Source organism: Pseudomonas helleri (assembly GCF_045830615.1).
GTDB classification, from domain to species: Bacteria; Pseudomonadota; Gammaproteobacteria; order Pseudomonadales; family Pseudomonadaceae; genus Aquipseudomonas; species Aquipseudomonas helleri.
Map to the genome: position 1 here is coordinate 5,061,271 of NZ_CP174501.1, position 14,661 is coordinate 5,075,931.

General features: G+C 59.2%; 12 protein-coding genes. 2 read left to right on the forward strand and 10 right to left on the reverse strand.

The window, feature by feature from the left end; translation table 11 throughout:
• The first annotated feature begins 4 nt into the window (after positions 1-4).
• Positions 5-961, forward strand: a complete 957-nt coding sequence (locus ACJJU9_RS22790) for a metal ABC transporter ATPase (RefSeq protein ID WP_273222361.1) — start codon at positions 5-7, stop codon at positions 959-961.
• A gap of 160 nt (positions 962-1,121) precedes the next feature.
• Here the strand turns inward: ACJJU9_RS22790 and hldE are convergent, their stop codons facing one another.
• The 3 genes from hldE to ACJJU9_RS22805 all read right to left on the reverse strand — a co-directional run bounded on the left by hldE (position 1,122) and on the right by ACJJU9_RS22805 (position 5,663).
• Complete coding sequence (gene hldE, locus ACJJU9_RS22795; protein WP_048366634.1) at positions 1,122-2,543, reverse strand: bifunctional D-glycero-beta-D-manno-heptose-7-phosphate kinase/D-glycero-beta-D-manno-heptose 1-phosphate adenylyltransferase HldE; 1,422 nt, start codon at positions 2,541-2,543, stop codon at positions 1,122-1,124.
• A gap of 126 nt (positions 2,544-2,669) precedes the next feature.
• A complete protein-coding gene (gene msbA / locus ACJJU9_RS22800; RefSeq protein ID WP_153328402.1) occupies positions 2,670-4,481 on the reverse strand; it encodes a lipid A export permease/ATP-binding protein MsbA in 1,812 nt (603 codons plus the stop codon).
• A gap of 15 nt (positions 4,482-4,496) precedes the next feature.
• Positions 4,497-5,663 carry an O-antigen ligase gene (locus ACJJU9_RS22805; RefSeq protein WP_048385211.1) on the reverse strand — a complete coding sequence of 389 codons (1,167 nt, stop codon included), beginning with the start codon at positions 5,661-5,663 and terminating at the stop codon, positions 4,497-4,499.
• Positions 5,664-5,761: 98 nt separating this feature from the next.
• Here ACJJU9_RS22805 and ACJJU9_RS22810 point away from each other — a divergent pair, with 98 nt between their 5' ends.
• Positions 5,762-6,367: a lipopolysaccharide kinase InaA family protein gene (locus tag ACJJU9_RS22810; RefSeq protein WP_048385209.1), complete on the forward strand. Its 606-nt coding sequence runs from the start codon at positions 5,762-5,764 to the stop codon at positions 6,365-6,367.
• On the opposite strand, the gene ACJJU9_RS22815 is transcribed toward ACJJU9_RS22810, so the two are convergent.
• From ACJJU9_RS22815 to ACJJU9_RS22845, 7 genes are all read right to left on the reverse strand, one after another.
• Positions 6,356-7,456: a glycosyltransferase gene (locus ACJJU9_RS22815; protein ID WP_407729588.1), complete on the reverse strand. Its 1,101-nt coding sequence runs from the start codon at positions 7,454-7,456 to the stop codon at positions 6,356-6,358. The two genes, ACJJU9_RS22810 and ACJJU9_RS22815, sit on opposite strands and share 12 nt — an antisense overlap.
• A 47-nt stretch (positions 7,457-7,503) precedes the next feature.
• Positions 7,504-8,265: a glycosyltransferase family 2 protein gene (locus ACJJU9_RS22820; RefSeq protein WP_048366639.1), complete on the reverse strand. Its 762-nt coding sequence runs from the start codon at positions 8,263-8,265 to the stop codon at positions 7,504-7,506.
• Positions 8,266-8,332: 67 nt separating this feature from the next.
• Positions 8,333-9,289, reverse strand: coding sequence for a glycosyltransferase (locus ACJJU9_RS22825; protein WP_407729589.1), 957 nt, complete (start codon positions 9,287-9,289; stop codon positions 8,333-8,335).
• Entirely contained in the window at positions 9,286-10,710 is a 1,425-nt protein-coding gene (locus ACJJU9_RS22830; RefSeq protein ID WP_407729590.1) for a PIG-L deacetylase family protein, read from the reverse strand. Before ACJJU9_RS22830 ends, ACJJU9_RS22825 begins: the two co-directional genes overlap by 4 nt.
• Before the next feature lie 101 nt (positions 10,711-10,811).
• Entirely contained in the window at positions 10,812-11,708 is an 897-nt protein-coding gene (locus ACJJU9_RS22835; RefSeq protein WP_407729591.1) for an antimicrobial resistance protein Mig-14, read from the reverse strand.
• The gene (locus tag ACJJU9_RS22840; protein ID WP_407729592.1) at positions 11,708-12,838 is read right to left on the reverse strand and encodes a glycosyltransferase; all 1,131 of its coding nucleotides are present in this window, start codon (positions 12,836-12,838) and stop codon (positions 11,708-11,710) included. The genes ACJJU9_RS22835 and ACJJU9_RS22840 overlap by 1 nt, the downstream gene beginning before the upstream one ends.
• Positions 12,822-14,579: a carbamoyltransferase gene (locus ACJJU9_RS22845; protein ID WP_048366644.1), complete on the reverse strand. Its 1,758-nt coding sequence runs from the start codon at positions 14,577-14,579 to the stop codon at positions 12,822-12,824. Before ACJJU9_RS22845 ends, ACJJU9_RS22840 begins: the two co-directional genes overlap by 17 nt.
• Between the last annotated feature and the right edge of the window lie 82 nt (positions 14,580-14,661).

A 14,661-nucleotide genomic window follows, 5' to 3' on the forward strand; every position in this document is an offset into this window, starting at 1 on the left:
CGACATGCCGCGAATGCTCATCCGCAAGAACCCCAGCGACTTCAAAACCCTGCCGTTGCTTGTCGAAGCCACGGCAGAGGGCTTGAGTTACCAAAGTGTCGGCATGCCGCTTAACTTCGCGCAAACCCTGAGCAAGCGCCGCCCGGTCAGCGTTGCCGACACCGAGCGCTTCGCGCTGGAGCTGGCCAACCTCGGCGTATCAGTGCGTTTGACGCTGCATTGGCAGGGCCGCGATTACTGGGTGCTGGTGCGCCAGCGCCGTCAGGACCGGGGTGACGTGGTGCTCAAGCTGATCTCCGGCTACGTACCGGCCCACGAGGTCAACTTGCCCTTGCACACGGCGGTTCAGGAAGTGGCCGAAGAGTGCCTGCTGGAGACCCCAGAAGGCTGGCTCAGCGGGCGTTTCAACGACATCTGGCTGCCAGCGCCCTACGCCAGCGCGCTGCATTACCGTGAAGCGCTGTCGTTTCGCCTGGCGCCGTTTTCTGGTGCGGCGCGCCCGGTGCGCTGCGCCAACCAGCCGTTGCTTGAGCGCCCGCGGGCCTATGTGCACCTGCCCACCGCCTCCTTGCAACTGATTTACGACCTGCGCCTTGAAGTGCCCAAAGAAGCCAAGTCACTGAGCCTGTTTCATGTTGATGAGCGCCTGGAGGGGGACCAACTGGTCGCCCGCCTCAACCGCAAGCGCCCGGACCTGTACCTGATGCCGCTGACCGACGGCCAGCCGTGCGCCGAGCTGTACACCTTGCACAAGGATCAACTGAAACCGGCCAGCACCCGAGGCGTGTACCTGGCGGAGAGTTTTGCGCCGCAAGAGGGCTGGGTGGTGAGCGAAGAACGCATTCGCTGGAAAGACTGGCTCAAGCAGCAAGGTTTGAGCGCACCTGACAAAGAGTCGCGGCTCAAACGCCTGACGGGCAAGGCGCGGCAGATGTTCAGGAAGGTCGTAAAAAAAGCCTGAATCAAAAGCACCCTCACCCTAGCCCTCTCCCGGAGGGAGAGGGAACCGATTGGGGGATGCTTAAGAAATGCTGCGCCCTGTCAGTGAAACGCTGAAACTGAAAACACCTCGATAGAGCTCCCTCTCCCTCCGGGAGAGGGTTGGGGTGAGGGCAATGCCTTTACTGGCCGCGAATTTTCTCGACGATGGCCGTGGTCGAGCTGTTTTCTACCAGCCCCAGCACTTTCACTGTCCCGCCGTACGCGCTCACGATGTCAGCACCGACCACTTGGTCGATCCCGTAATCGCCGCCTTTAACCAGTACATCCGGCTTGACCTGGGCCAGCAGGTTTTCCGGGGTGCCTTCAGGGAAGCTGATCACCCAGTCCACCGCGCCCAGACCCGCCAGTACCGCCATGCGCCGGTCAACGCTGTTGATCGGGCGACCCGGGCCTTTGAGGCGGCTCACGGAGGCGTCGTCGTTTACGGCAACGATCAAACGATCACCTTGCGCCCGCGCCTGCTCCAGATAGGTCACATGCCCGGCGTGCAGGATGTCGAAGCACCCATTGGTGAAAACGATTTTCTCGTTGTGCGCCCGCGCATCGTCGATGGCCAGCAGCAGTTGCTCGAGGCTCAGCACGCCACGCTCGGAGCCTTCCGAACGCTGGATGGCGCGACGCAGTTCCGGGGCGCTGATGGCCGCCGTACCCAGCTTGCCCACCACAATACCCGCCGCCAGATTGGCCAGGGCCACGGCGTGGGGCAGCTCTTCACCAGCAGCAATGGCAGCCGCCAGGGTCGAGATAACCGTGTCACCGGCACCGGTCACGTCAAACACTTCACGGGCGCGTGCCGGCAAGTGCATGGCGGCAAAGCCCGGACGCAACAAGGTCATGCCGTGCTCGCCACGGGTGACCAGCAAGGCACCCAGCTCCAGATCGGCCATCAGCTTGGCGCCTTTGGCCACCAGATCGGCCTCGTCGATGCAACCACCGACGATGGTTTCGAACTCGCTGAGGTTCGGCGTGATCAGGCTCGCCCCCCGATAAATCGAGAAGTCTTTGCCTTTAGGATCAGCCAGCACCGGAATGCCACGGGCACGGGCGGCCTGGATGAGTACCTGGTGGTTTTTCAATGCGCCTTTGCCGTAGTCAGACAGCACCAGCACTTTAATACCGTCGAGCAGGCGCTCGACTTCAGCGCCCAACGCCAGGGCGTCAGTCGCAAACGGTTCTTCAAAGTCGATACGCAGCAGTTGCTGGTGACGGCTCATGACCCGCAATTTAACGATGGTCGGCTGGTGCTCAATGCGCTGGAACAAGGCGCGAACGCCTGCGCCTTCAAGGCTGTTGGCCAGGCTGTCGGCAGCTTCATCGTTGCCGGTCACGCCGACCAGCGAGGCCGGTGCGCCCAAGGCAGCAATGTTCAAGGCAACGTTGGCAGCACCACCCGGACGGTCTTCAATTTGCTCGACCTTGACCACCGGCACGGGCGCCTCAGGGGAAATCCGTGAGGTTCCGCCATGCCAGTAACGGTCGAGCATGACATCGCCTACCACCAAGACAGGGGCTTGATCGAATCGCGGCATGGACAACTTCATGGAGGACCCACATACAAAATGAACAGGGGCGCGATATTAACACAGGGTGAACGCAGGTCAGTTCACGGTGTTAATCGCAGGGAAAACTGCGCCGACGGGAGCAGGCGTACCTGCCCCCGTCGGTGTTCAGGTGATGTCGCCAGACGCCAGCGGCGCATCCAGGCCCATCGAGTGCAGACGGGCGTAATAGCCGTTCTGCGCCAACAACTCGCCGTGAGTACCGCGCTCGACGATCTGGCCCTGATCCATCACCAGGATCAGGTCAGCTTTTTCGATGGTCGAAAGACGGTGCGCAATCACCAGCGTGGTACGCCCTTGCATCACGTGGTCCAGTGCCGCCTGAATGTGGCGCTCAGACTCGGTATCAAGTGCTGAGGTGGCCTCATCGAGGATCAACAATGGCGAATTTTTGAGCAAGGCGCGGGCAATTGCCAGACGCTGACGCTGACCACCCGACAACAGCACGCCGTTCTCACCCACCGGCGTGTCCAGACCTTTGGGCAACTGCTCGATAAAGTCCATCGCGTAGGCATCACGCGCGGCCTTCTCGATGTCGGCCCGTGGCGCACCGGCCAGGTCGCCGTAGGCAATGTTATTGGCCACGGTATCGCTGAACAGGGTCACGTTCTGGGTCACTTGCGCGATATGACGGCGCAGGTTGAGCAAGCGATAGTCTTCGACCTCAACGCCATCGAGCAGGATCTCGCCCGAGGTGTGGTGATAGAAACGCGGGATCAGGTTGGCCAGCGTTGACTTGCCGCTGCCCGAACGCCCGACCAGTGCCACCATCTGCCCCGGCTCAGCCGTGAACGACACGTCTTTAAGCACCTGGCGCTCAGTGTCGGGGTAGGTGAAGTTGAGGTTGCGCACCTCAAGACGGCCACTCACGTGGTCCAGCTCAACGGTGCCGGTGTCGACTTCCGGTTTTTCGTCCAGTTGCTCAAAGATGCTTTCAGCACCGGCAACACCCTTCTGGATGGTCGAGCTGACTTCAGACAACTGACGGATCGGCTTGGGCAGCAGGCCGGCCAGGGTGATGTAAGCGATCATGTCGCCCGCCGAGGCATCGCCGCGCATGTACAGCACCAGGAACATCAAAATGCCCATGGCGATGTAGATGACCAATTGCAGCATCGGGGTGTAGATCGCCCCGGTGCGGGTCATGCGCAGTTGTTTGTCGGTGTTGCTCTGGCTGGCCTTGAGGAAACGCTCGCGCTCGTATTTTTCGCCGCCAAAGCTGCGAACCACACGGTAGCCCTGGATGGTTTCGGACGCCACGTGGGTCACGTCGCCCATCGCCACCTGGATTTTCTTGCTTTGCTTGCGGAATTTTTTGCTGGCCGAACTCACCATGACCGCAATCAGCGGCAGGATCGCCACCATCACCAGCGTCAGGCGCCAGTTCATCCACAGCAACGACGCAAACAGGAACACCACGGTCATGCCTTCACGAATCACCACCTTGATTGCATCGGTGGCAGCACCGGTGACCATGGTGACGTTGAAGGTGATGCGCGAGATCAAATGCCCCGAGTTGTGCTTGTCGAAATAGCGGTTAGGCAGCACCAGCAGGTTGTTGAACAGCTGCACCCGCAGGTCGTGAACCAAGCCCAGCGAAACCTTGGCCAGGAAGTAGTTACCCAGGAAAGACCCCAGCCCTTGCCAGGCCGCGATCAATACGATCAACAGCGGCACGGTCTGCAGCAGGCGCATATCACGCAGGTAAGGCACGTTCGGAAACAGCACGGCATCCGGGTTGGACAAGCCGTCAACGAAATACTTGAGGATGTAACCCAGCATGGGTTGAGTCGAAGCGAAGATAAGGAAGCCAACGATACTCAGCAGGAAAAGGCCGATGTAGGGCTTCACATAACTCAAGAGCCGGAAGTAGATTTTCAGGCTTGAACTCTGTCCTTCTTCGGACGGTGAATCACTCATCGTAGAGCTCACTGATTAAGGAAAACGCGAAATTTTATCACAGGCTTCACCCTGCGCCGTCTTGAACGACAAAAGAGTCGCCACGGCAATGGGCAGCCAGGTGATAAACCATTCGGCACGCGGGGTATCAAGCAAACTGGCCGCGTCAAACTGCATGGCCATTGTCGAAAACACCCACATGCCCACCAATCCCTGGCCCAGCAAAGTCGCGCGAGCGCGCCAGCCATATACCACTACCGAAAACCAGGCGATGCTCCACAGCAGCAAACCCGGCAAGCCCAAACTGATCGCCACACTGGTGAACAGGTTGTGCGAATGATCAAACATGATTCCCAGCGCCGGCACACCAAACGGCGCCTCAAGGCCAAGGCCGAGCCATGGGTGCGCCTTGATCATCTGCACGCTGGACATAAACAGCTCGGGCCGATAGGACGAGCCACGCGACATCATCTGCGCCTGCATGCACCAAAACACGATCCCGGCGCCAATCAGCCCGGCCACCGAGATGACCACGGTCTGACGGTTGCACCGCCAGATCGGCATGGCCAGCACCGTAACCAATAGCGCCACTGCCGCGCCGCGGCTCTGGGTAAACACCACAAAGGCGCCCAACAACGCCAGTGCGACCCACCACAGGGCTTGCATCCCACGCTCGCGCGGCATCCAGTGCAACATCCAGACACCGGCGATCCCCACTGCATAAGCGCCCAAAATAGGGTGAGCCAGCTCGCCCAGACCTTCCAGGCGGTCCATCAAGGGCCGAGCGTCAATAAAATAGAAACGCACCATGGCCGCTGCTGCCATGACTGCCAGCCCCAGCCCGCCCCATTGCAGCAGGCGTACAACACGTTCAGGGCGGCCATTGGCCAGAATCGGCCATGACATCACAAACAAGGCGATGTAGAGCAATTGCTTGGCCTGGCTCAGGGGCTGGCCACTCCAGCTCAAGCTGAGCGTGGCCCAGGCGGCCAAACCGATCAGTGCCAGGCACAGCGCTCTTTGCGCGTGCCAGACCTGCGCCAACACCGGGCGTGCAGACCAGGCCACCAGCAGTGTCGGCAGCCAGACAAACACCACCAGGCCCTGTTGATAGATTTTGTTCGTGGGGGCAAATGCAATGGCCAACATGAACCACAGCACGCCGCAGGTCATGAGGGTCTGAGCCCAACGACTTTCGTACATCTTCCCGCTCCTAAATCATCTACCCGGCCAACCTGGCATGGTTAAAGCGCCACTTTTTCGGCATCATTGCGTGTCTGACTGCTCGCAAGGGTTCTACGATGCAATGTTCACGGCTTCCACAAGCCGCTTTAAATCAAATGATTGAAGGCGCCAAAATTCTTGAGGCGGACAGTTATGGTGCAAAAGTCTACCTGCTGCAAGACGGGAACATAGTGAAACTGTTTCGTCGCAAGCGTCTTCTGTCGTCCGCCTTGCTACGTCCCTATTCCAAACGTTTTATCGATAACGCGGCCCAACTCGAGAAGCTGGGTATCCCCACGCTCAAGGTGCTGGCGTTTTACCGCCTGGATAAACCCGGCATGACCGCGGTGCTGTATCGCCCGCTGCCCGGTGAAACCCTGCGTCAGATCGCTGAAAAAAACGGTTTTGACTGGACAGAAAATCTGCCGAAGCTTATCGAGCTGATTCGCAGATTGCACGCGGCCGGTATTTACTTCCGCTCTCTGCATTTGGGCAACATTGTGGTGACCCCCGACAACGCGTGGGGTTTGATTGATGTCGCCGACATGAGTTTTGTGAGGGCGCCACTGTCCAAAAAGCTGGTTCAGCGCAACCTGCAACACTTTTTGCGCTACATCGAGCGCGAGAGCCTGAGCGATAAATTCCCCGCCCAAGCCCTCAAAGACGCCTTCTTAAAGGCCTGACAACACCGTGGTGCATGCCTGCCTGAAGCGCAGCCAGGCATGTTCCGGGTCAAGGCTTGCGTGCTGGCGCGCAGCTACTTCTGTTGTCGACAGCGCGTCGCTGGCTTCAATCGCCCGTGCCCATGCCGACTCATCACCTACCGTCACGTAGTTCCCCGCCTCGCCCAATTGCTCGTAAAACACGGGCAGGTCACTGGCCAGTATCGGCACACCAGCAATGACCGCTTCCTGGACGACCAGCCCCAGGCCTTCTGCCCGCGACGGTATCAGCACCCAGTCAAATGCCCGATACAGGCTGGCCACGTTGTCAACGTAGCCCGGCAGCAAGACCTTGCCTTGCAGCCCGAGCGCCTTGACCTGCGCCTCCAGCTCGGTGCGCATGGCGCCTTCGCCGATGATGATCAGCAGTCGATCCGGGTGGGTAACGAGGGTTTTGGCAAAGGCGCTGAGCAGGGTGTCAAAGCCCTTGGAGTCCACCAGCCGACCTACAGCACCGAACACTTGATGAGTACCCGCAGGAATGCCCAGTTGCTGGCGCGCCTGGTCACGCGGTAACAATTGCTGCTCGAATGTGTGCGGGTTGAGCATGCTGCTCAGGGTGACCACCGGCAACTTGAGATCGGCCGAAATGGAGTCTGCGAGGGTTTGCGAGACAGCACAGAGTGTCAGTTGCTCACCCGAGAACTGGCGAAGCAGCCTGACATCTTTGCATTGCAGTCGGGTTGAGCCGTGAAACATCACCACCGCCCGTACGTGCGGCAGTTTGCGCAAGGCAGGCAACAACACCCGAGCCACGCCCAGCCCATCAATCAGCACCTGCCGGGCGTCATTTTTGAGCAGGGCCTTGCGAAAAAAACAATTACGCCAAGGGCGCGATAACGCCCAGATGCCCCGCCCTTTTAAAAAGCGCGACGACAACTTCAAAGCCTCAACCTGCCCAAGCTCGCGCAGGCAAGCCGGGGCAGAGTGCTGTAAAAGCCAGGTTTTAACCGATGTACCCGGTGCCGCCTGAGAGAGGATTTGCTGGTGAACCTTGTGTACAGACGCATAAGGAGAACCGCCTGACCACATCACATTAATGATGCTCATCACACGCTTCCTCGCCGTTCAATCATCACCATTCAAACCTGTACCTGCTAACTGATAAGGACGCCTATTAGCACGCCCACCAACAACGTAACGAACAACTTGATCCGCTCCCGACGGCCGCGTCGCAGCTTGCGCTGACGCTCTTCAGGCACCTCGACATGGTTGCCAAAGCCTGTGTGCAACACCGCGTCAGCTTCAAGGGCCACCGCTTGCAGATTAAGCTCGGCATAGCGCTTGGACAGCGCTTTTTCGCCACCATGACCGCTATAAGGCGCACACAACAAATATTCTTTGTAACGGCGTAATCCAGGATTCAGCGAAAAGCTCTGCCATTCGGGTTTATCCGACAGCACCGGGTAACACGCGACGCCTGCAATCACCTCGCGCTCACCGTAATGCAGGTAAGGGCTGTGAATCCGCAAGTCGTGTGCGTAGCTGCGCAACCAGACCTGCAAGATCTCTGGCTTGTTCTCCAGAATCGCTCTTGAGTCTTCGACAAAGCCCGGGCGATAAAACTCCCAATCGTCTTCACAATGAAAAATGTACGGTGTGCTGACCTTAGAGTAGGCCAGATCGATGGAAGCCAACTGCCCAAGTTTCGGTTTGTTGACGAAAACAGTGCAGTGCTCACGCCAATTGGGCGGAATAGCCTCGCGCACAGCCTCATCACCGGAGTCTTCGGTAATAAAGACTTCACGAATGGGCGCGGTATTGAACCGGTCAAAGCTTTCGAGCGTCAGCTTGAGCAAGTCAAGACGGCCGCAGCTTGTCACAACCAGGGTGATGTCACTTTCTTGGCAGAACCGCACGGTTCGCCTCCTCTCATTAAATAGTTTCAGTCCCTTGGGTATCACCACGATGGCACCGGGGGATGTCTCAAATCCCCAGTTTCAATCGCACCCGATCGACCCAGGACAAGGGTGGATGCGGACGTAGTGCCGGTTGCAGCTTTTCAACAATGCGCTGGCCAATTCGACCGAAGCTGTACTGCGACACCGCAAGATCACGACCACGAAGAGCGATATCGGCTGCCAGTTGCGGATCATTACGCAGCTGTTGCAGTTTTTTTTGCAGCTCTGGAATGTCGCGATAAAAAACAATGTTGTGCATGTCGACAAAGCCCAACGCACGGTTTTCGGCTTCACCCTGATCAAACGCCAGCAGCACACAACCGCAGGCCATGGCCTCAAAGTTTTTGATCATGTATTCGCCCATGCCCACGTCCGCGCTGACAAAAAAGCGGATGCGGTTAAGGGTGTCGCGGTAGTCATCACCAGACTTGGTGCGCGTCACCACCAGCGGCTCGACGCTGGCCAGCTCGTCGAGCAACGCTTTGCGGCCACTGTAAGCCACGCTGTTGGTGCTGCCAACAAACGCCAGCTCGATGTCGCGCTCACGGCCCAGGTCATGCAACAGCGTCTGATCGTAACCCTTGGGCACAAATACGGCGTCAAAGCCCTCTTCGCGCAAGCGCTCGGTGACCATAAAACCCGAGGTGATCACCCGGGCCCACGGCAGTTGGCGGTAATGGGCGCTGAATTTACCGGTGTATTTGCACTCGATGTAATTCTGATACGCATCGTGCTCAAGGATCACCAGGTTGGGCACGGTACGGATAAAGCCTACCTGGCGGATTTCTTGTTTAAAACGCAAGAAAAACACAATGCGGTCATAACGCGACACGTCTACTTCGCGGCGGAAGTAGCTGCGCAAGTTGCGCTGCTCGTCACTGCTCAGCCAGCGCGTATCGCACTCGCAATTGGCTGCAATGCCGTCATACAAGCGATCCAGAATGGCCCGCTGCTCTTTCTGTACTAGAAATAGAACTCTCATGGGTTTCCTTGCGACGCCTTGAGGCGCCAGAACAGCTCATGCCGTCGAACTGCTTTACGAAAATATTCATTCTCGCCATAAGGCGATGGCCGTCTGCCCGCCAGCAGCGCCTGGATTGACCGGCGCACGCGGCGCTTGAGCGCAGCGCGCGGTTGCAGGTCGTGCATCATGCCCAGCGCCATAGCCTTGTCGCGTTGCTGGGCCAGCGTCAGCGGCAGGCTGCACGGGTGCAAGCTGAGCGACGTATCGAACACCGGCGGCAGAGCCACCCCATCACCGCTGTTGCCCATGGGCCAGCGGTCATTGTCATGCAAATGGTTGGCGTAGCCCAAAATCGTCGTCGGTTGCCACTCCAGCCCTTGCAGCGCCTCGAACACCGCCGCTTGCGCGCAGATGTGGTCGGGGTGCGGGTCGAGCGAGGGATGCGGCAACACAATCACTTCAGGACGCGCGCGCAGGATCAAGGCACGTAAATCCGCCAGCAGGTTATTCCAGGTCGGTTCGCCATCGCCATCGCCGGGCATCGGAAACGGATTGAGCTGACGAAATAGCCGGATGTCACTTATGTCAGCCTCGCGGGACGGCATCGGCTGATCCGGCGCGGCCTGCATGGCCGGCAGTTGCAGGCAGAAGTAGCCCAACTGTGCGCAATGCGCCTCAGGCACACCGGCCCAGCGCGGCACGGCCAGGCTGTCCCATGCCCGCAAGCGACCCTTGAGGCGCGCGGCTTCGGCGCGCTCAAGGCCCATCTGCTGATAATGCCCGGCTTCAATTTCACCGGCCGTCAGGGTGACGATCCACGCCTCTTTGGCCTGGCTGTACAGACCAAACGCCGCAAGCTCCGCATCGTCGGCATGGGGCGCAATGACCATGACCCGCTGCTCGCGGTAATCGGCTTGGCGGAACAGCCACAACCGGGGCTGGCCAGACACGCGGCAGTGCCGGCCTTTGAGGCGTAACTCGCCACGGGCCAATGCGCCAGCGTGCTCACTCAGGTTCAAATAGCGCAGCCCGTTGACCCCGCGTTCGAAGGTTTGCTGATCGGGCTGTTCGCCACCCAGCAATTGAATGCTCGGATCAATAAAACGCCCAAGCCCGCGGCTGCTGACCTTAATGGCCAAAATCAGGGTTTGATTGCCGGTCACGCTCAACGGCTGATCGAGCACCAGGCGTTCGCCCTCAAGGCGCACGTCAAGACACTCGCCGTCCGGGTCGAAGGCGTACTGGTAGTCGTCTTGGGGGGAATAGAACAGATGGTCCGCAAACCAGGCCTCATGGGCCACCCAGCCCAGCACCGCCAATACCGGCGGCAGCCACCAGGCCAGCCAGACACCGCTGACAATCAGCACCAGCAAGCCAATCAGCAAGCCAATTCGTTTATTGCGCCGATGGCGCTTGAGGAGTTGCTGTTTGCGGCTCATGGCTCAACTCTTATGTTTGATGCTCTGTAGGAGCTGGCGAAGGCTGCGATCGTTTAAAGATCAAAAGATCGCAGCCTGCGGCAGCTCCTACAAGGTGTGCACTAGACCTTAAACACCGGCACCGGGTTGCACCAACGCTCTTTGTATTCGCGGTCGGCGCGGCCGAACGAGAAACGCAAAGGCTTGTTGACGCTGCGCGCCTGCTCCCAGGCCGATTGGGTATTGAGAAAGCTCAATACGCTACCGGGGCTGAAATCTCGGGTTTGCGGGTCAACGCCGCCGTTGACGTACTCAACGCTGATCCATTGCGGGGATTCAACCCGGTACACCAACTGGATGGCAATAGGCGCGTCGTTAAGGAATATGACCGAACCGATCAACAGCTCACGCAACAGCTCGACCACATCGGCCATGCGCTCGGCGCCCGTGGCCACAAAACCCCAGCGGCGCAGGAACAGATCGCAGTAAATGGCCGCCAGTTCAGTGCTGGAAAAGTCCGTCACCGGGCGCACCACACCGCCCGCCTCTTCCAGCAAACGCAGTTCGCGGCGTTGGTTGTAACGGAATTTTTTGGAGAGTTCTTCAGGCGTGCGGGCCATCGCCAGCTGTTCGGTTTGCTGGATCAGCGTACTGAAACGGCCTTCATTGAGCTGCGACAGGTAGCGCCCACGGTGACGTAAGGGCACGTTGGCCCCGTCGGCAGCCGGCAGAATGATCTCGGCATTACCGAGGTCAAACAGGCCTTTTTTACCGTGGCGCTTGAGCACATCCTTGGACAAAGCCAGGTCGCGGCCCCAGGTCGGGATCGCAGCTTTCACTTCACCGTTTTGCTCCCAGGCCAGGTAGCGCACCGGGATACCCGCCAACTGAGCCAAACGCTCAACCACCATCGGGTGCGTGGCCACGCTGCCACCAAAGCGTTGCCAGGCGTCTGCGTAAACAGACGCGTCAACAACGCTCCAGCCGCGCTCACGCCAGCCCTGGAAATAATTGAGCATCAGGCCCCCGCAGTCAGGTCGGTGACTTGCGGCAACTGCCAGAACCGGTCATGAACGGCCTGATCGCTGAAGCGCTCATGCAGGCGCGCCAGCATCAGGTCAGCACAGGCATAGCGCTGCTCATCGGTGAGCACCGACAGATGCTTGATGCCCTGAGCCAGATGCTCGACATCGCCCAGCGGGAACAGAATCCCTACGCCTTCCACCACTTCCTTGGCGCCGCCACAGGCCGTGGCCAGCAACGGCACGCCAGCGGCCATGGCCTCCAGCAAGACCATGCCAAACGGTTCGTGATCGGAACTGAGGGCAAATACATCAAACGCACGGAAATAACGCCGCGCATCGGGCACCTGGCCCAAAAACTTCACCTGCTCGGCAACACCGAGTTCACGGGCCAGCTCTTTGAGGTCTTGCTCCAGACGGCCTTTACCCAGAATCACCAGTTGGCTATCTGCTGGCAGGTCTGCCCGTGCCTGGGCGAAACCCTTGATCAGCGTGGCCTGGTCTTTGTCCGGGTGCAGACGCCCGACGTTGCCGACAATAAAGCCATCGACCGACAACCCCAGCGCTTCACGCGCCTGGGTGCCGGGCAGTTGGCTGGCTTGTACGGCGTCGATATCGATGCGGTTGTACAGCGTACTGATACGCCCGGTCGGCCACTTGGGCAGGCATTGGCGCATGTCGTCACGCACCGCATCAGACACCCCGAGCAGGCTCAGGCGTTTACGAAACAGGTTAGCGAACAGTTTGCGGCTGCCGCGCTGGTAGTCGCCAAACGCATGGTGCACGCCGATCACCGGCAAACCGGTGGCCAACAAGGCGATATAAATCGGCTTGAAGCGGTGGGCGATGCAAAAGCTGAATGCCCGCGAGGCGGCGATTTTACGCAGCTTGGCGATGGCGCCCAGCTTAAGGCCACGAATGGCCTTGGAGCTGAACTCCATAAACAAGACTTCATCCGACGCGCAGCCTGCGGCGACTTCGGGGTCGGCCGCCCCGGTCAAAAAGACCGTGGTGACCTTGTACCCGCTGCCGGCAAACAGGCTGGCGTACTGGCGCGCGCAGTCCAGAAACGGCCCGTCATAGCCGTGGCAAAACTGCAGCACATGCCGCTCAGTCGAGCGATTCATAACGCTCTGCGCCTTCTTTAACCACCAAGATGTCTTCCATGATCAGGTACTGCAGGTCCGAGCCGAAGAACATGTTCAGGGCGTCGGTCGGCGAGCACACCATCGGCTCACCACGGCGGTTGAGCGAGGTGTTCAGCGACACGCCGTTGCCGGTCAGTACTTCAAGGGCCTTCATCATGTCGTAGTAGCGCGGGTTGTATTCGCGCTTGAGCACCTGGGCGCGAGAAGTGCCGTCTTCATGGACAACCTCTGGCACACGGGTCTTCCACTCTTCAGCCACTTCAAAAGTGAAGGTCATGAACGGTGCCGGGTGATCGACCTTGATCATCTGCGGGCCCACGGTGTCGAGCATCGACGGGCAGAAAGGCCTCCAGCGCTCACGGAACTTGATCTGTTCGTTGATGCGGTCAGCCACGCCTTCGCTGCTCGGGCAACCGATGATCGAACGACCGCCCAAGGCACGCGGGCCAAACTCCATGCGGCCCTGGAACCAGGCCACCGGGTTGCCATCGACCATGATCTTGGCGATTTTCTCAGGTGTGCCTTCGATTTTGCGCCAGGCTGGCTTGCCCGGGTGACGGGCACACGCCGCGATCACGTCTTCGTTGCTGTACGCAGGGCCGAGGTAGACGTGTTCCATCTTCTCGACCGGCACGCCGCGCGCGTGAGACACATAGGCCGCAGCACCCACCGCCGTACCGGCATCACCGGACGCAGGCTGGACGAACAGCTCTTTGACTTCCGGGCGGGCAATGATCTTTTGGTTCAGCTTCACGTTCAACGCGCAGCCGCCCGCAAAAGCAATTTTGCCGGTCTCTTTGAGAATGTCGCCCAGGTAGTAGTCGATCATCTGCAGCGCCAGTTTTTCAAACAGCGCTTGCATGCTGGCGGCGTAGTGGATGTAAGGCTCGTCGGCGATGTCGCCTTCGCGCTTGGGCCCCAGCCACTCAATCAGTTTTGGCGAGAAGTAGAAGCCTTTGCCCTTCTCTTTGTAGCGGCGCAGGCCGATAACGTTGGCGTATTCGGTGTTGACCACCAGCTCGCCGTTTTCAAACGAGGCCAGGCGCGAGAAGTCGTATTTGCTGGCGTCGCCGTACGGCGCCATGCCCATGACCTTGAACTCACCGTCGAGCATCTCGAAACCGAGGAACTCGGTGATCGCGCCGTACAGGCCGCCCAGGGAGTCCGGGTCGAAGAATTCTTTGATCTTGGTGATCTTGCCGTTTTCGCCATAACCAAAGAAGGTCGTGGCGTACTCGCCTTTACCATCGATACCCAGAATCGCGGTTTTCTCTTTGAAACCCGAGCAATGGTAGGCGCTGGAAGCGTGAGCCAAGTGGTGCTCAACCGGTTCGATCTTGATTTTTTTCGGATCAAAACCCAGTTGCTGCAGGCAGAACACAATCTTGTTGCGATAGCGCTTGTAGCGACGGTTGCCCATCAGGATCGCATCCAGAGCGCGGTCCGGGGCGTACCAGTAGCGCTTGGCGTAGTGCCAGCGGGCCTTGCCGAACAAGCTGACAGGTGCGAACGGGATCGCCACCACATCAACGTCGGAAGGTTTGATACCCGCTTGCTCAAGGCAGAATTTTGCCGACTCGTAAGGCATGCGGTTCTTTGCATGCTTGTCGCGTACAAAGCGTTCTTCCTCAGCCGCTGCAACCAGCTTGCCGTCAATATAGAGGGCTGCGGAGGGATCATGGCTAAGGGCGCCGGACAGGCCAAGGATCGTCAATGCCACTGGATTAGCCTCTTAAAAATGCAGGCAGGCGGCGGGCGCCTGAAAAAAGGGGTGTACTGCGCGCAACGCGCAGAAACAACTA